The organism is Oceanobacillus locisalsi (assembly GCF_042675985.1).
Classification (GTDB): domain Bacteria; phylum Bacillota; class Bacilli; order Bacillales; family Amphibacillaceae; genus Oceanobacillus; species Oceanobacillus locisalsi.
On sequence record NZ_JBHTKK010000019.1, the window covers coordinates 1 to 16,933 of the forward strand.

17 protein-coding genes are annotated in these 16,933 nt (G+C 41.7%); 1 reads left to right on the top strand and 16 read right to left on the bottom strand.

Annotated features, from left to right (window positions below; genetic code table 11):
- Positions 1 to 387: 387 nt before the first annotated feature.
- The 10 genes from acpP to ACFQ19_RS14320 all read right to left on the bottom strand — a co-directional run bounded on the left by acpP (position 388) and on the right by ACFQ19_RS14320 (position 10,702).
- The gene (acpP, locus tag ACFQ19_RS14275; protein ID WP_040980049.1) at positions 388 to 621 is read right to left on the bottom strand and encodes an acyl carrier protein; all 234 of its coding nucleotides are present in this window, start codon (positions 619 to 621) and stop codon (positions 388 to 390) included.
- 673 nt (positions 622 to 1,294) lie between these two features.
- Positions 1,295 to 2,035 carry a 3-oxoacyl-[acyl-carrier-protein] reductase gene (fabG, locus tag ACFQ19_RS14280; RefSeq protein WP_379593191.1) on the bottom strand — a complete coding sequence of 247 codons (741 nt, stop codon included), beginning with the start codon at positions 2,033 to 2,035 and terminating at the stop codon, positions 1,295 to 1,297.
- Positions 2,035 to 2,973, bottom strand: coding sequence for an ACP S-malonyltransferase (gene fabD, locus ACFQ19_RS14285; RefSeq protein WP_379593193.1), 939 nt, complete (start codon positions 2,971 to 2,973; stop codon positions 2,035 to 2,037). The genes fabG and fabD overlap by 1 nt, the downstream gene beginning before the upstream one ends.
- Entirely contained in the window at positions 2,974 to 3,975 is a 1,002-nt protein-coding gene (gene plsX, locus ACFQ19_RS14290) for a phosphate acyltransferase PlsX (RefSeq protein ID WP_379593195.1), read from the bottom strand.
- A 4-nt stretch (positions 3,976 to 3,979) separates the two neighbouring features.
- Positions 3,980 to 4,552 (bottom strand): transcription factor FapR, encoded by a 573-nt coding sequence (fapR, locus tag ACFQ19_RS14295; protein ID WP_379593197.1) that lies wholly within the window; start codon positions 4,550 to 4,552, stop codon positions 3,980 to 3,982.
- A gap of 247 nt (positions 4,553 to 4,799) precedes the next feature.
- Complete coding sequence (gene recG / locus ACFQ19_RS14300; protein WP_379593199.1) at positions 4,800 to 6,827, bottom strand: ATP-dependent DNA helicase RecG; 2,028 nt, start codon at positions 6,825 to 6,827, stop codon at positions 4,800 to 4,802.
- 84 nt (positions 6,828 to 6,911) lie between these two features.
- The gene (gene sdaAA, locus ACFQ19_RS14305) at positions 6,912 to 7,787 is read right to left on the bottom strand and encodes an L-serine ammonia-lyase, iron-sulfur-dependent, subunit alpha (protein ID WP_379593201.1); all 876 of its coding nucleotides are present in this window, start codon (positions 7,785 to 7,787) and stop codon (positions 6,912 to 6,914) included.
- Positions 7,788 to 7,801: 14 nt separating this feature from the next.
- Positions 7,802 to 8,464, bottom strand: a complete 663-nt coding sequence (gene sdaAB, locus ACFQ19_RS14310) for an L-serine ammonia-lyase, iron-sulfur-dependent subunit beta (RefSeq protein ID WP_379593203.1) — start codon at positions 8,462 to 8,464, stop codon at positions 7,802 to 7,804.
- A 188-nt stretch (positions 8,465 to 8,652) separates the two neighbouring features.
- Entirely contained in the window at positions 8,653 to 10,320 is a 1,668-nt protein-coding gene (locus ACFQ19_RS14315) for a DAK2 domain-containing protein (protein WP_379593205.1), read from the bottom strand.
- A gap of 19 nt (positions 10,321 to 10,339) precedes the next feature.
- Positions 10,340 to 10,702, bottom strand: coding sequence for an Asp23/Gls24 family envelope stress response protein (locus ACFQ19_RS14320; RefSeq protein WP_379593207.1), 363 nt, complete (start codon positions 10,700 to 10,702; stop codon positions 10,340 to 10,342).
- A gap of 364 nt (positions 10,703 to 11,066) precedes the next feature.
- Here ACFQ19_RS14320 and rpmB point away from each other — a divergent pair, with 364 nt between their 5' ends.
- Positions 11,067 to 11,255 (top strand): 50S ribosomal protein L28, encoded by a 189-nt coding sequence (rpmB, locus tag ACFQ19_RS14325; protein WP_080874796.1) that lies wholly within the window; start codon positions 11,067 to 11,069, stop codon positions 11,253 to 11,255.
- Positions 11,256 to 11,408: 153 nt separating this feature from the next.
- Here the strand turns inward: rpmB and spoVM are convergent, their stop codons facing one another.
- Genes spoVM through ACFQ19_RS14355 form a run of 6 tightly spaced genes read right to left on the bottom strand, consistent with a single transcriptional unit; the run spans position 11,409 to position 16,736 of the window.
- Positions 11,409 to 11,492 carry a stage V sporulation protein SpoVM gene (spoVM, locus tag ACFQ19_RS14330; RefSeq protein ID WP_040980030.1) on the bottom strand — a complete coding sequence of 28 codons (84 nt, stop codon included), beginning with the start codon at positions 11,490 to 11,492 and terminating at the stop codon, positions 11,409 to 11,411.
- A 42-nt stretch (positions 11,493 to 11,534) separates the two neighbouring features.
- Complete coding sequence (locus tag ACFQ19_RS14335) at positions 11,535 to 12,182, bottom strand: thiamine diphosphokinase (RefSeq protein ID WP_379593209.1); 648 nt, start codon at positions 12,180 to 12,182, stop codon at positions 11,535 to 11,537.
- Positions 12,179 to 12,835 carry a ribulose-phosphate 3-epimerase gene (gene rpe, locus ACFQ19_RS14340; RefSeq protein ID WP_379593211.1) on the bottom strand — a complete coding sequence of 219 codons (657 nt, stop codon included), beginning with the start codon at positions 12,833 to 12,835 and terminating at the stop codon, positions 12,179 to 12,181. The genes ACFQ19_RS14335 and rpe overlap by 4 nt, the downstream gene beginning before the upstream one ends.
- 2 nt (positions 12,836 to 12,837) lie before the next feature.
- On the bottom strand, positions 12,838 to 13,719 hold the full coding sequence (rsgA, locus tag ACFQ19_RS14345; RefSeq protein ID WP_379593213.1) for a ribosome small subunit-dependent GTPase A: 882 nt from the start codon (positions 13,717 to 13,719) through the stop codon (positions 12,838 to 12,840).
- Entirely contained in the window at positions 13,720 to 15,978 is a 2,259-nt protein-coding gene (gene pknB / locus ACFQ19_RS14350; protein WP_379593215.1) for a Stk1 family PASTA domain-containing Ser/Thr kinase, read from the bottom strand. It abuts the gene before it with no gap.
- Complete coding sequence (locus ACFQ19_RS14355) at positions 15,975 to 16,736, bottom strand: Stp1/IreP family PP2C-type Ser/Thr phosphatase (RefSeq protein WP_379593217.1); 762 nt, start codon at positions 16,734 to 16,736, stop codon at positions 15,975 to 15,977. Before ACFQ19_RS14355 ends, pknB begins: the two co-directional genes overlap by 4 nt.
- Positions 16,737 to 16,933 lie beyond the last annotated feature (197 nt).

Sequence of the window (16,933 nt, forward strand, 5' to 3'; positions counted from 1 at the left end):
GAATAATCCGGTGAATCGGGTATCTCAACCGTTATGCTGACGAACCAGTGCAATCCTTCTCGGCTGACACGGTAAGACAGCGGTTTGAACTCGATAGGTAAATACCCTCTTTCATCATTATATCGGTCAAAACCACAAATTTTTAATATCTTTTTATAGTTTTTTATAGTTATTCAGAAACAGTTACGAACCTCCTTCACTCTCCTATAAATAACATAATTATTTCATTGCTGCCTCATTTTTTGCTGTTTATTGATTGCCTGAAATAAACTTCACACTGGTATTTTACCATATATGAAAAAGAATTATTTATGTTTTTTAGAGTAAAACACCAATAATGAAGGGAAAGTCTCCAAAAGAAACTTTCCCTTCCTGTTTTTTTATTCATTAAGCTTTGCTGTTTATGTAATCTACAGCATCACCCACTGTATTAATCTTTTCCGCATCTTCATCAGCGATTTCAATATCAAACTCGTCTTCCAATTCCATAACAAGTTCAACAACGTCTAATGAATCTGCTTCAAGGTCATCTTTAAATGAAGCTTCTAAAACAACTTTTTCTTCGTCTACATCAAGACGATCAGCAATAATGGACTTTACTTGTTCAAACACGTCTGCCATTTCTCCGTTCACCCCCTTTCAAAGTTTTCATCTCTTTTTTCATAAATTTATTCTTATACAGAAAAAGCCATGTCCACGAAAGCGCCAAACTTTAGAGATTTCACGTCGTGCCCTACGATAAAGAAGACTTAGCGATTGGCAAGCCGACAGGCGCAGACAGAGCTAAAGTCGCACTTATGCCCTGCGGGTGAAAAGAAGACTTAGCGATTGGCAAGCCGATAGGCGTAGACAGAGTTAAAGTCGCACTTATGCCCTGCGGGTGAAAAGAAGACTTAGCGATTGGCAAGCCGACAGGCGCAGACAGAGCTAAAGTCGCACTTATGCCCCGCGGGTGAAAAGAAGACTTAGCGATTGGCAAGCCGACAGGCGTAGACAGAGCTAAAGTCGCACTTTCATCGACTAAGAACGGTCACGTCCTGTGACCAACGTCGATACTAGGACGTCGTGTCCGTCGTGCCCAGCGGGTGAAAGTCAACATCGGTTTAAGGTGAAGGAAGGCCGACTAATACCAGGCTAAAGCCTAACGTCGGCATACCCCTAAAGGGGCATGTTTCCTTTATCTCAAGCATAAAGGAAGTTCGACTAAAGTCGAACCACCTCCAAAAACCGCAGGCGCAATCTCTACGTTTTTAAACGGGCGCTTTCCGCTTTTCGCTTTTGTTCTGTAATTGTATTACATCACCATTCCACCGTCAATATGAATGGTCTGACCTGTGATGTAATTAGCATCTTCACTGGCTAAAAAGCGGATTACGCGTGAAACATCTTCCGGTTTGCCAAAGCGCTCTAACGGTACCAATTGTAATAAAGATTCTTGCTGCTCTTCACTTAATTCGTCGGTCATATCTGTAGAAATAAAACCGGGAGCAACTGCGTTTACCAAGATGTTTCGGGAAGCGAGTTCTTTCGCTGTTGTTTTCGTTAAACCGATTACGCCCGCTTTTGCTGCAACATAGTTGGCTTGTCCCGGATTCCCGCTCACGCCGACAATGGAGGCAACATTAATAATACGCCCTGATTTTTGTTTCATCATTTGACGAGTCACTGCTTTTGTACATAAGAATGTACCTTTCAAATTCGTTTGAATAACTTCATCAAATTCTTCTTCTTTCATCCGCATTAACAAGTTATCTTTTGTAATACCTGCATTATTTACCAGAATATCAATGGAGCCGAATTCTTTCACAGTTTGTTTCATCAATTGTTTCACAGATTCCTCATCAGCGACATTTGCTTGTATCTTTACTGCTTTGACACCAAGTTCCTCGACCTCTGTAACAACCTCTTCTGCTTTTGCTTCACTTCCTGAATAATTTACTACTACATTTGCTCCATTTTTAGCAAGTTCCAAAGCAATCTCTCTGCCGATTCCTCTGGAAGCTCCTGTTACGACTGCTGTTTGCCCTTGTAACATTACTCTTCCTCCTTATACCAGCGAATAAACGCTTCGAGTGATTCCTGATCCTGCACAGCAAACGTTTTTGCTTTCCGGTCTATTTTTTTCAACAAACCGCATAAAACTTTCCCAGTACCTACTTCTACAAATGCATCTACACCTTCTTCCAACATCTTTTCAATCGATTCTTCAAAACGAACCGGCGAATGTAATTGTTGGACTAATAATTCTTTAACTGTTTCTTTTTCCGTTACTGCCTCTGCTGAAACATTTGCATAAACAGGCGTTTCTGGATTTTCCAGAGCTACTTCATTTAAGTATGCTGCAAAGTCTTCATTCGCTTGTTTCATTAACCGGGAATGGAACGGCCCGCTCACGTTTAATGGAAGCACACGTTTTGCCCCGGCTTCTTTTAGAAAGGCCGTTGCTTGTTCTATACCCGCAACGGAACCGGAGATAACAATCTGTCCTGGAGAATTTAAATTAGCCATATCTACAATTTCATCCGTCACTTGATCCAAAGCTTCCTGCACTTTATCTTGGTCAAGACCTAAAACAGCCGCCATGGTTCCTTGTCCCTCGGGAAAAGCTTGTTCCATTAAATGGCCTCTTACCTTAACGAGCCCGATAGCGTCCTGCCAATTCATTGCGCCAGCCGCAACCAGTGCGCTGTATTCTCCCAGACTGTGCCCGACAACCATCGAAGGGCGAATGCCATTTTCTTCTAACAGCTGAGTAACCGCAACACTGGATAATAATAATGCCGGCTGCGTATTTTCTGTTTCCGTCAATGTCTCTTCCGGACCTTCAAACATAAGCGTCTGCAAATCCATCTCTAACACTTCATTTGCTTCTCTGTATAATGCTTGTACTTGCGGATAAACATCATATAAATCCTTCCCCATACCAACTGTCTGTGACCCCTGGCCAGGGAACATAAATGCAATACGTTTCATTTATTTTTCCTCCTCTTCGCCCATAGTTTCAATGGTGTTTTGAATTGTAGCTGTTACATTGTTGTCTACCATATAAACAGCTTGTTTCACCGCATTGGTTATCGCTCGGCTTTTTGAGGATCCATGGGCTTTAATAACCGGTGCACGGAGGCCGAACAAACCTGCGCCCCCATATTCCGAATAATCTAATCGGCCTTTTAAGCCTTTCAAATCATTCTTAACGAGTGCAGCAGCAATTTTTGATTTTGCGGAAGACATAAACGCATCTTTTAACTGGGAAAAAATCGTTTCTGCAACGCCTTCCATTGTCTTTAATGCTATATTTCCGCTAAAACCATCAGTTACAACAACATCTGCGACACCATTTAATATATCTCTCGCTTCAACATTCCCCACAAAATGAATCGGGGCATCTTCTAAGAGTTCAAAAGCCCTTTTCGTCAGGTCATTTCCTTTTCCCTCTTCGGTGCCTACATTTAATAAACCGATCCGGGGGATTTTGATGTTTCTTACTCTCTCTACGTAGATAGAACCCATAATGGCATACTGCAGCAAATGCTCCGGCTTGGCATCCACATTCGCACCGACATCCAGCATTAAGAAACCTTGCCCGTCCACTGTCGGGAAGGTAGGACTTAAAGCCGGACGGTCAATACCAGGGATCCTGCCCACGACAAACAAACCTGCACTCATTAATGCACCGGTATTCCCTGCAGAGATACACGCATCTGCTTCTCCGTCTTTGACAGCTTTGGCCATTAATACAAGGGAAGCATTTTTTTTGCGCCGTACTGCTTTTACCGGTTCATCCTCTGAAGTGATTTTTTCCTCTGTATGTATGACTTTAATCTGCTGGTGATCCGTTAAAACCGGTTTAATCTGGTTTTCATCACCATAAAGTGTAATTTGTAAATCTTTATTATCTTTGACAGCTTCCATCGCACCAGAAACAATTTCCTTTGGTGCATGGTCGCCTCCCATTGCATCTATCGCTAATCGCATTCGTTTATTCTCCTTTGCTTTCACTGGAATGAAACATGAAAAATTCACCTGTAAGCACAAGCTCGTTATTCACAAAGCTGTTCACTTCCACAATGGTATGGCCACGGTTATCTTTCCCTTTTATAACCGCCTTGGCAATCACTCTTTCTCCTTCTTTCACCTGTCTCTTAAAGCGCAGGGTGGACTTTGCTGTTAAAGCAAGTTCATCATTAATAACAGCTACAGCTAATGAATTTGCCTGAGCAAACAGATGATGTCCTCTGGCAATCTTATTTCTGGAAAACACAAACTCCGAGGTGATATCGAGCATAGATATAGCCCGTTCATCTAATTCCAAATCAATAATATCCCCGATTACTTCTTCCACCGGCAAAGCCTTGACCGTTTCATTCCATTGCTTGGTAGCAACATGTTTTATCCGTTCACGAAGTTCAGGGATAGACAGCTCCATCCGGTCTAATCGAATAGTTTGAATGCTGACTTCAAAATCTTTCGCCAGCTGTTCGTCCGTTACGAATGGAGAGTCTTCTATTTTTTCTCTTAATAATGATTGTCGTTCTGCTTTTGAGCGTTTCATTTCTATCATCAAACTTTCATTTCATATTTTAGAGTGATGCTGATTCTGTTGATTACGACGTAACGGTTTCCGGCAGAGCAAGTAATCGCAGGAAAACTGCTTCCATACTCTCTCGGAAGAAATGTTCGTTCTATGACTTGGTACTAATAGTAATATATAATAGCAGACTTTTTTATGCAAGCAATCTATTGAATCATCGTAATACAACCGACTGCTGATGCATTCAACTTCCATCAAGTTTTCCGAATTAATCCAGTTTTGCCGATAGCCCTTCTTCTTCAGCCAGGATTTCTTTTAAGACCTTATAGTCTTCCGTTTGTAATAAATTATTTTCGACAATATAATGTGCGTCTTGTCTAGCTGTTTCCAGCGCTCTGTAATCATGGACCATATCAGCTACTTTAAATTCCGGCATACCGCTTTGTTTCCTGCCGAAGAAATCGCCCGGACCGCGTAACTGCAAGTCTTGTTCGGATAATTCAAATCCGTCACTTGTTTCCGACATAATCCGCATACGTTCTTTTCCGACTTCTCCTTTAGGTTCTGCGATGAGAATACAATAACTTTGCTTTGCTCCTCTGCCGACACGCCCTCTGAGCTGGTGCAGCTGCGACAGACCAAAACGTTCCGCATCATAAATCACCATTACGGTGGCATTAGGAACATTAACACCTACTTCTACAACGGTTGTAGAGACTAATACATTTATTTTATTATCGGCAAAATCACGCATCACTTCATCCTTTTCCGCCGAGGACAAACGTCCATGCATTAAACCGATTTCTATTTTTTTTTCATAGTAGGACGTCAGCTGATGATATAAATCAATTGCATTCTGGATGTCCAATTTATCCGATTCCTCAATAAGCGGACTGATGATATATGCCTGTTCTCCTTGTTTAACCCGCTCATGAATAAAATCAAGAATCCGTTCCAGCATATTTTCTTTCACCCATAATGTCTCAATCTCTTTTCTCCCGGAAGGAAGCTGATTAATAATCGATACATCCATATCGCCAAATGTTGTAATCGCCAATGTCCGGGGAATCGGTGTTGCTGTCATAAATAAGACATCGGGATCTAATCCTTTATCCCGCAATGTCCGGCGCTGTGCAACGCCAAAGCGGTGTTGTTCATCCACAATCGCCAGTCCTAAATCATGAAACAGGACATCTTCCTGAATGAGGGCATGCGTTCCAATGACAATATCTATTTCCTGATTTTCAATTTGCTGTGTCCGTTCTCTGCGTTTCTTTCCTTTTACAGAACCGGTCAGCAAGGCAACGTTGGCTCGCCCTTCCAACAGAGATTGAAGAGATTGGAAATGCTGTTCCGCTAAAATCTCCGTGGGTACCATTAAAGCCCCTTGTTTGCCTGCTGTAACAGCGGCATATAAACAGATTGCCGCAACCGCTGTTTTTCCTGAACCAACATCTCCTTGAAGCAGCCGGTTCATCCGGTAAGCAAGTTTCATATCCTTTAAAATTTCATTCAATACCTGTTGCTGCGCCTCTGTTAACGTAAAAGGCAGGGAGGTGATAAAATTATTGACTTTATCCATCTGATAGTTCTGGGTATTGCCTTTGGTAGACTCCCGGTTTATTTTACGCATCAACTGCATCTTTAACTGAAACAATAGAAATTCTTCATATATAAATCTTCGCCGTGCATGCTTTAAAGCAACCCTGCTCTGGGGAAAATGCATCGTTCTAACTGCTTCTTGCCGACTTGGCAGCTTATAATTTTCCAGATAGGAAGCAGGAAGTATTTCTGTTATACCTTTTTCATGTGCATCAAGCACTTGCTTTAAAATCTTTTGGAATTTATAAGAAGTCAAATCGCCCTTCAGCGAATAAACAGGGGTAATCGTGTCATTTTCTTCCATTTTCCCGATTTTATATTGACTGACTGTGATTTGCAGACGGCGTGCATCCCATTTTCCTGTCAACGTAATATCCTGTCCCTGCTCAATTTGTTTTTTAGCAAACGCCCGGTTAAACATAATTGCTTTGACAGCAACACCTTCCACTTCTACGGTAAAACTTAACCTTGATTTGTTTTTCCTAAAAAAAGTAAGAGAAGGATCGTAAACCACCTTCCCTTTAATCGTCACTTTTTCATCATGTACCAGTTCTTGCAAAGGTTTATCCTCATAAATATCGTATCGATACGGGAAATATTCCAATATGTCTTCTATTTCATAAATATGCATGGAAGCAAGTTGTTCTGCTACTTTTTCGCCGACACCTTTCACTTCTAATATCGATTCGTTCATTTCCAACATCCTTTTCAATCAGAAAAACGGCAATATCTGCTCAAGGCGCATGAACAGATGCACCTGTTTTTCTTAAATACCTGCCTAAACGGATACCCCAAAGATTTTTTCCTTTAATAATCGTCCTGTTGGTGTATCAGCCAATCCGCCTTCACCCGTTTCACGCAACGAAGACGGCATCTGTTTTCCGATGCGGTACATCGCACCGATTACTTCATCACAAGGAATACGGCTTTCCACTCCTGCCAGCGCCATGTCAGCAGATACAATCGCAAGAGACGAACCTCCTGCATTTCGTTTCACGCATGGAACTTCCACCAAACCTGCTACCGGGTCACAGACCAGACCAAGCATATTTTTTAAAGTCATTGCAAAAGCGTGCGCTGATTGTTCCGGCGTACCTCCTGCCATTTCCACAATCGCCGCTGAAGCCATGGCGCCTGCTGAACCAACTTCCGCTTGGCACCCGCCTGCTGCACCGGAAATAAAGGCATTATTGGCCACTACAAAGCCAAACGCTCCTGAGGTAAATAAATAACGAATCATGCCGTCTCTGGTCGGGTTCAGCTGTTCTTTTACTGCAAACAACGTTCCCGGCACACATCCGGCACTTCCGGCAGTCGGTGTCGCACAAATAATGCCCATCGCTGCATTGACCTCATTGGTTCCCATTGCTTTACTGACAGCGTCCATCATAAGATTACCAGATAATGGCGTTTTTTCTTTCATATACTTCTGTACTTTCACCGCGTCTCCGCCAGTAAGTCCTGTTACTGATTGGACTCCTTTCAGAGCATCCTCCACCGCTTTTTCCATCACGTCGAGGTTTTTCTCCATTTCTGCAAAAACTTCTTCTCTTGTTTTTTCTTTCACGTCCATTTCCTGACGTATCATGACTTCTGAAATGGGAATGTTTTCTGTTTTTGCTTTCTCTACTAACTCTGCAACCGTTCTAAACATCAAAATCCCCCTTTTTAACTTACAATCTTCGAAATAGAAATGATATGATCAGCATCTTCGAGTTCTTGCAGGATATGATCATCCACATTCTGATCTACCTCAATTACCATCAGCGCCTCTTTACCCACATCTTTCCGGTTCACTTCCATATGGCCGATATTCACTTCGTATTTCGCTAAAATTTTTGTTACAGATGCAATTGCACCGTAACGATCATTGTGCATAATTAAGATAGCCGGATGATTCCCGGATAATCGGAGTTCAAAACCGTTCAATTCTGTAATCTCCACTTTTCCGCCGCCGACAGATATACCCATCAGCTCCTGCTGTTCTGTTCCGTCTCCAATAAGGATACGGACCGTATTAGGATGATTGACTGCTGCACTATCCTCTATAAATTCAATATCCAGACCTTTTTCTTTTGCCAATTCTAATGCCTTATTTATTTGCGAATCATCTGTTTCCATGCCTAATAGACCGCCAGCAAGCGCAAAGTCTGTTCCATGCCCACGATACGTTTTGGCAAAAGATTCATAAAGGTGTATTCTCGCCCATGTCGGCTGTTTTCCAAACAGATTACGGGCTGCTTTTCCAATACGGGCAGCACCAGCTGTATGCGAACTGGATGGACCTACCATTACCGGGCCAATAATATCAAATACGGAATTATATTTCATGAGACAACACCGTCCTACATGTATTTAATGCCACTGACACCATTATAACAAAAATCCAGTTTATAAACAGATACGAAAACAAAAAACAAAGCTCAGGCTGATTTATATTATCAGGCTGAGCTTTATATGCTTCAGAAACTTTATTACGGTTGTTATCCTGCAGATTCATAGAAGGTTATATATTTTCTTTATTCAACAGAGAAAATATATGAATAAATCGGCTGTTCTCCTTGATGCACTTCCACTTCGATTTCATCATATTTCTCTTCCACATAAGATGCCAGCGCTCCAACTTCTTCTTCGGACACATCTTCTCCTGAAAGAATAGTCAATATCTCTGCATCATCCGAAATCATTTGGTCAATAAGCGCTTCTGCCGCTTTCTGTTTTTCCTTATGTGTGGTTACAATTTTTCCTTCATCTATCCCCATAAAATGCCCTTTGGCAATATCAATACCATCAATTTGCGTATCTCTGATGGCATACGTGATTTGTCCGCTCCGGACCTGCTTCCCTGCTTCTTCCATAGCCGCTTTATTTTCATCTAACGAAGCCTCCGGATGGAATGCCAGCACTGAACTGATGCCTTGAGGGATTGTTTTGGTCGGAACAACCCGAACATGATCGCCAGCCAATTCCGCAGCTTGTTCCGCAGCCATTTGAATATTTTTATTGTTAGGAAGCACAATAATCTTTTCTGCATTTGCTTTTTGTATCGCGTCCGTTATATCCTGCGTACTTGGATTCATGGTTTGTCCACCTTCAATGACTACAGCGACACCAAGGTTTTCAAATAATTCCTTTAATCCATTTCCCATAGCCACGGTAACCATTCCATAAGCGGATTTTTCTTTCGGCACTTCTTTTTTATCGTCTTTTTCCCCAACAATCGCCGTATGCTGTTCCCGCATATTTTCAATTTTCAAGTTAATCAAACTGCCATATTGCTGTCCTAAATTCAAGCATGTTCCCGGCGCTTCAGCATGGACATGCACCTTCACAATATCATCATCGGCAACCACAAGAAGGGAATCGCCCCACTCGCTTAATTCATTACGGAACGCCATTTCATCAAAAGGATGCTCTTTTAATTTTTCGTCTTCTAATTTCACCATAAACTCTGTACAGTATCCGTATACAATATCTTCCGTATCCATGAAATCCTGCGTCACTTTATGATGCTCTGCATTTATCATCTCATCCATTTTCGTAGAAGCATCTGATTCGCCGGGCAGTTCTTCCCCTTTTAACGCAGCCAGGAAGCCTTCATAAATTGTCACTAAGCCTTGTCCGCCCGAATCCACGACACCAACTTCTTTAAGTACAGGCAGTAAATCAGGGGTGCGCTTCAATGATGCTTTTGCTTCTTTTAATATTTCTTCCATAAAAGCAATGATATCCAAGTCATTGTCCGCAATTTCCATGGCTTTGTTTCCTGCATCTTTTGCTACTGTAAGAATGGTGCCTTCCACCGGCTTCATTACTGCTTTATAAGCTGCTTGAACGGAACCTTCAAAGCTCTGTGCGAAATCTTTCACACTAAGTTCCTTCTTCCCTTCACAAGCTTTCGCAAAGCCGCGGAAAATTTGCGATAATATCACACCCGAATTTCCTCTGGCGCCCATTAATAATCCTTTTGAAAAAGCATTGGTTACTTCATACACTTTATCTGTTTCCATCTTTTTCACTTCATTTGCTCCGGAAGTGATGGTTAAATTCATATTTGTGCCGGTATCTCCGTCCGGAACCGGGAAAACATTTAATGCGTCAATTTTTTGTGCATTATTTGAGAGATGGTAAGCTCCTATCCGCACCATTTGAGATAGTAACGCTGCATCTATTTTTTCAAGTCCCACGCCTTTTCCTCCTTCTGCTCTAGTCCTTTGCTACACGGACCCCCTGGATATATATATTTACCGAATCAATTTCTAAGCCCAGGGACTGGCTAAGTGTATATTTTACTTGCGATTGTACATTATGTGCCACTTCTGAAATTTTTGTACCATAACTTACAATAATATACAAGTCAATATGTAATTTGCCATCTTCCTGACGGACCACAATTCCTTTAGCATAATTTTCTTTTCGCAGTATTTCAGCAATATTATCTTTAATTTGGCTTTTAGAAGCCATCCCAACAATGCCATAGCACTCTACGGCTGTGCCGCCGGCTATTGTAGCAATAACATCTGTTGTTATCGTAACGAGTCCATCGTTCGTATGCAACTCAATAGACATAACTACAGCTCCTTTATTACGAATTATAAAACGAAACTTCATTTGAGCGTTTTACGAGCGGTTCTCCGTGATAAAACGTCGAACATATTCCATTCATCCGTTTTTTCCCTATATATGGTTCAAATTATACTATACGCCCTGTCATTTTAAAAGTGAACAGGCGATGATGGAGAAGCCTGTATTTCCAGGGGATTTCAAATAAAAGAAAAAACTTCACTATTACAATGTATGATTTTCACGTATCTGTCAAGCAGTTCTTCTTTAAGAAGTTGTCCAAAATACAAAGATTCAATTGCAAAATCCGTTAACATATGATAAATTAATTTAGTAGTACACTGAATTTGGAAAGTAAGGAGGGAATAACATGGCTAAAAAATGTGTTGTAACTGGACGCAAGACTCGTAGTGGTAACCACCGCTCTCACGCTATGAATTCCAACAAACGTAATTTTAAAGCAAATGTACAAAAAGTACGTATTATGGTAGATGGAAAACCGAAAAAAGTATATGTATCTGCTCGTGCATTAAAATCAGGCAAAGTAGAACGTGTATAATATACGAAAATATGTGCATATGCCTTAAAAACACCATGGTCCTCCGTGGTGTTTTTTTGTTTCAATATACATTAACTAACGATACCATGCAGCATCAAAGACATCCTAAAAACGAGCTTTCACCATCCAAAAGAGGCAAAAGCTCGTTTACTATTACTTATCTTTTTTAAATACACCAATAACCACTTTCACAAATCCACCTACAAACTTAGGAAGCTTAATCGTATAGAATTTCATTTATAAAGGCCCTCCCTGTTTAACCATCCTATTTGCTCCTAGTTAAACTGCATCAAAACTCTTTACTAGTATTAATATGCCTTTATGAAACGAAAAAGTACCTTTTTTTTGACTAAGCTCATTAGATATGCATAAAGAAGATCCCCATAGTATCGTTTGGTTCTCCAGAGGGTATAGGAAACCCGTCAATGTTAAGCCGGTCACTTCGGGCGTAAACGGCAAAAAAGAAATATAGGAATAACCTTCCGAGTCAACAGTATAACTGCCCGGAGCCACTAATTCTATATAATTGCCATTATCTATCATAACAGCACGCTTTCCTTGCTGTAATAACGGGTAAAGCAATTGTATATTCATCAACGTATGGTCCGTCCTGCCTCCTGTCACACCGAAGAAAAACAATTGATCCGCGCCATTTGCCAGCGCAGCATCCACCGCGATTTCTAAATCCGTCTGATTCTTCATCGATGGATGCTGATCAAAATGAACGGCATGTTTTTCAATCACTGTATATTCATCGGCAGAGACGGAATCAAAATCTCCGAGTGCTATATCAACAGGCAGCCCTTGCTCCGCTAAATAAAATGCCCCGCGGTCGGCACCAATCCAGAAATCAACATCTTCCTGATAGCTTAAAAGATGAGGCAGATACCATCTCGGACCATTCCCGACAATTCCGGCACGTTTCATTCTTTTTCTGCACCCGCACGGATTTCATCCATTGCCTCTTTTCGATTTTCCTGATTAAAAATAGCACTTCCGGCGACTAATACATCCGCGCCATTTGCTGTACAAATGGAAGCTGTTTCTTCGTTGACGCCGCCATCAATTTCTATTTCAAAGTCTAATCCCATTTCATCCCGCCATGCTGCTATTTGGGCCACTTTAGGAATTACCTCTTTGATAAATGCCTGCCCCCCGAAGCCCGGGTTAACTGTCATTAATAAAACAAGATCCACTTCTGGCAAAATCGGTTTAATCATCTCTGCCGGCGTCCCCGGATTAATGACAACCCCCGGCTTGACATCATAGGAACGAATCAACTGCAATGTCCGGTGTAAATGGACACATGCTTCCTGATGAACCGTAATGATGGAAGCACTTTTGGCAAACAGCGGAATATAGGCATCCGGATTTTCTATCATTAAATGAACATCTAAAGGAAGCTTGGTAATAGGTTGAATAGCATCTGCTATTAAAGGACCGATTGTAATATTAGGAACGAAATGCCCATCCATGACATCAACATGAATATAATCCGCTCCGCCGCGTTCCACGTCTTTAATTTCTTCCCCTAACTTCGCAAAATCTGCTGATAAAATAGATGGTGCTATTTTTGTCATGCTTAATACCTCGGCTTTCTTGTTTTAATCTCTTCTAAAAATCGTAAATAATGCTGATACCTGAAAGCAGCTATTTCTCCGTCATCAACAGCAGCTTTCACCGCACATTTCGGCTCTTTATCATGCAGGCAGCCCCGGAACTTGCAATCGGGCATGTGCCGTCTTATCTCCGGAAAACAAACACCTAAATCCTCCGTCTCTAAATCCGAAAACTCTAAAACACTAAATCCGGGCGTATCAGCTACCAGACCTTCTCCGATTGTTAAAAGTTCCACATGTCTGGTGGTATGTTTCCCCCTGCCAAGACTTTTGGAAATCTCTGCTGTTTCTAAGAACAGATTCGGATCCAGGGTATTTAACAGGGATGATTTTCCGACTCCAGACTGCCCTGCAAAAACAGAAACTTTATCCTTAAAATAAGGGAGTACTTCATAAATCCACTCCGATTCCTTCGATGACAACAATTCCACTTCATAGCCGATATCCCGGTAAGCAGCTTGATATTCCTTTACGCGTTCCTTTTCTTCTGATGTTGCCAAATCCATTTTTGAAATAAAGATGATCGGCTGGATGTGTTTGGATTCAATCAGAACAAGGAAACGATCCAGTAATAATGGATTAAAATCTGGAGAGGTGGCTGCATTAACAATACACACCTGATTAATATTGGCAACAGGAGGCCGAATAAGTTCATTCGACCTGTCTTTCACTTTCATAATATAGCCTTCATTTTCATTACGAACTTCAAATTCTACAAAGTCGCCAACTAAAGGAGTAATCTTTTTATTTCGGAGTACACCTCTGCCCCTGCAAGCATAAACACCTTCATTCGACTGCACATAGTAGAAGCCGCTTAATGCTTTAATGATTCTGCCTGTTGCCATCTACTCTTCCTCTCCCTCATAGGATACAGTCCTTTCTGTAATTTCTTCATCATCTCTGGTAATGCGGTATTCTGCATCTGTACCTGGGGCAATCGTTAGTGTAAATGTAACTTCCGTATCTTCTGTTATCGTCTCTTCCCGATATACATCAGAGATATCATTATTACTGTCTTCAATATAGATGCGCACGGTTTGCTCTTCCGGTTCGGATGATTCTGCATCTGCTTCTGACTCGGTTTCTTCTTCATTTTCCGATTCTGCTTCGCCATCTTCATTTTCTGCATCCGTATCTTCATTGTTTTCATTCTCTTCGTCTGATGCATTCGTATCTTCATTATCTTCATCTGACGCGTTCGTCTCTTCTTCCTCATTATTCGCGTCATCAGAAGCGCTGTCTCCATTTTCCGTTTCTTCTCCGTCCTCTTGTTCGTCGTTTCCTTGTTCGTCTTCCTCAGTTCCTTCTTGGTCATCTAATGTGTAAGGAACCATATAGGAAACAGAGTGCGAACGAGGCGGCTCTTCTTCAGACCCCAGGGAGAAATAAACATCTACTGCAGAGCCTTTCTCTACATCCGTTCCTGATTCAGGAGATTGCCTGGCAACAAGACCTTCTTCCACATCATCCGAATATTCTTCATGCGTATTCATTACCAATTCATTACGATCTACGTAATCTTGTACTTCCTCTTCGTTCATTCCTGTCAGATTATTCAGGCTCACCATTTCCGGTCCGGCACTGACTTCAAAAATGACTTTCGTGTCAGCAGGTACTACCGAAGATCCCGGTTCTGGCTGAATTTGTGAAATAATTTCACCCACAGGCTGGTCGGAATTTCTTTCAAAAGGAGTAATATCATTAAATCCTTCTTGATTCAATTCCGTTTCCACCTCTTCAAAATCTTCTCCTTCATAATCATCCACTTCTATTTCTTCCGGACCCTGACTGACAAATAAAGTTACTGTTGATCCTTCTTTAACAGTTCTTCCAGCAGCAGGGTCGGTTCGCTCCACATATCCGGGCTCGATTTCATCCGAATTAACCTCTTCTACGTCAACAAGAAGGTTTTGGCTTTCAAGCAAGTCTCGTGCATCCTCTGCCGGTTGATCTTCAAACTCTTCTATGGTTACATCCTGAGGCTGCATCGCATATACGATCGCGGCACTGCCAATCCCGAGAAGGAATACGACCAGAATGGAAATCCAGATCAATTTCTTCTTTTTACTGGCAGGCTTCTTGTCCTTTTTCTTCTTTTTGTCTTTTTTCTGTTCGCTATTTTCTTCAGGATAGCTTTTTGTCGGCTCTGCATCTGCTTGATGAACAACAGTCTGATCCGCATCAGCTTCATCCTCGGACAGGTTGTCATCTGTTATTATCGGAATGGCCTTTGTCTCATCGCCTTCTTCGTCCGGAATCGTAAAAGGTTCTTCATTTAATTTCTCCGGAGAAAGGGCTGCAGCTAATGCCGCTTCAAACTGATAAACATCTTCATAACGATAAAATGGATTTTTTGCTGTTGCCTGCAAAACAATATTCTCTACGCTTTGCGGAATATCCGGATTAATCTCTTTGACAGACGGTGTATCGCTCTGCAAATGTTTTAAAGCAATCGAAACAGGTGATTGTCCAGAAAAGGGAAGTTTTCCCGTTAATAATTCAAACAGTACAATACCTAGTGAATAAATATCTGATTTCTTTGTTGCCATTCCGCCGCGGGCCTGCTCCGGTGAAAGATAATGAACCGAACCCAGAATGGAATTGGTTTGCGTTAACGCGGTTGCACTAAGCGCCATCGCAATCCCGAAGTCCGTCACTTTCACTTGGCCAAAACGGTCAATTAATATATTCTGAGGCTTAATATCCCGGTGAATAATATCATTTTCATGCGCATGTGCAATCGCCGAGGCAATCTGTTTCATGATATCCAAAGCCAGTGGAACGTCTATCGGGCCATACTGTTGGATATACTCCTTTAAAGTCATTCCCTCCACATATTCCATGACCATATACAGCGTCTGGTCATCCTCGCCGACATCAAAGATATTAACAATATTCGGATGGGAAAGGGAGCTTGCAGATTGTGCCTCCCTGTCAAAACGGGCAATAAACTCCTGATCATGTATATAATCCGTGCGCAGTGCTTTGACTGCTACATCGCGTTCAAGAATGGTGTCTCTAGCAAGAAAGACATTGGCCATGCCTCCTCCGCCGACTTTTCGCTCGACGCGATATCGATCATTTAATAAATGTCCTGTATTCATGCAGGTTCACCTGCCTCCGAGTCCGAACCGTCATGTGCCATTAATATAAGCGAAATATTATCTTCCCCGCCGCGCTGATTCGCTAAATCGATAAGTTGCTGGCCTATCTCATTCATCTCTTTATCTGCTGTTATAAGCTGAGCTAATTCCGTTTGATTCATCTTGTCGGATAAGCCGTCTGAACATAATAATAAGCGATCTCCAGCTTGCCAGGTCAGTATTTTGACATCTGTGTCAACTTCTGCATCTGTTCCCAGCGCGCGAATAATATAGTTTTTATAAGGATGGACTTCCGCATCCCCTTCTGTAATTTCGCCTCTTTTCACAAGTTCATTGACAAAAGAATGATCTTCTGTCAACTGTTCAATCTGGTCTCCTCTTGCCATATATAAGCGGCTGTCTCCAATATGTGCGATAATCAGTGAATTTCGGATGATTGCTGCAGCCACAAGAGTTGTACCCATACCTTCCAATTGCTTATTTTCCTGTGCTTTCTGAAAGATTTGGGTGTTTGCTTCTCTGATTATGTTTTGAAACCAATGTTTAATATCCTCAGCGTTTTCAATCTGTTCTGTTTCTTCCCATTTATTTTTAATTTTATCAACAGCCAGCATACTTGCTACATCGCCGGCTTGGTGTCCGCCCATACCGTCAGCAATAACAGCAATCGGCTGTGTGCTCTTATTTTCAAAAATGCCGCCTGCATCTTCATTATGATTACGGACTTGTCCGCAATGCGTTAAGAAAAGCCCTTTCAAGAGCTACTCCCCCTTTACAATTCCAATTAGATATCCTTTTTTCAAACATGGATCATCCTTTTAAAAAATGTTCCATCACACGATTACAGTTACAAATCGGGCATTTAAACATTTGATGCTATCCATCATTATGGCACATTCTCACCTAGATTAAAACTATGTAATGTATAAGTTATACAGGTTGCTCAAAAAGCCGG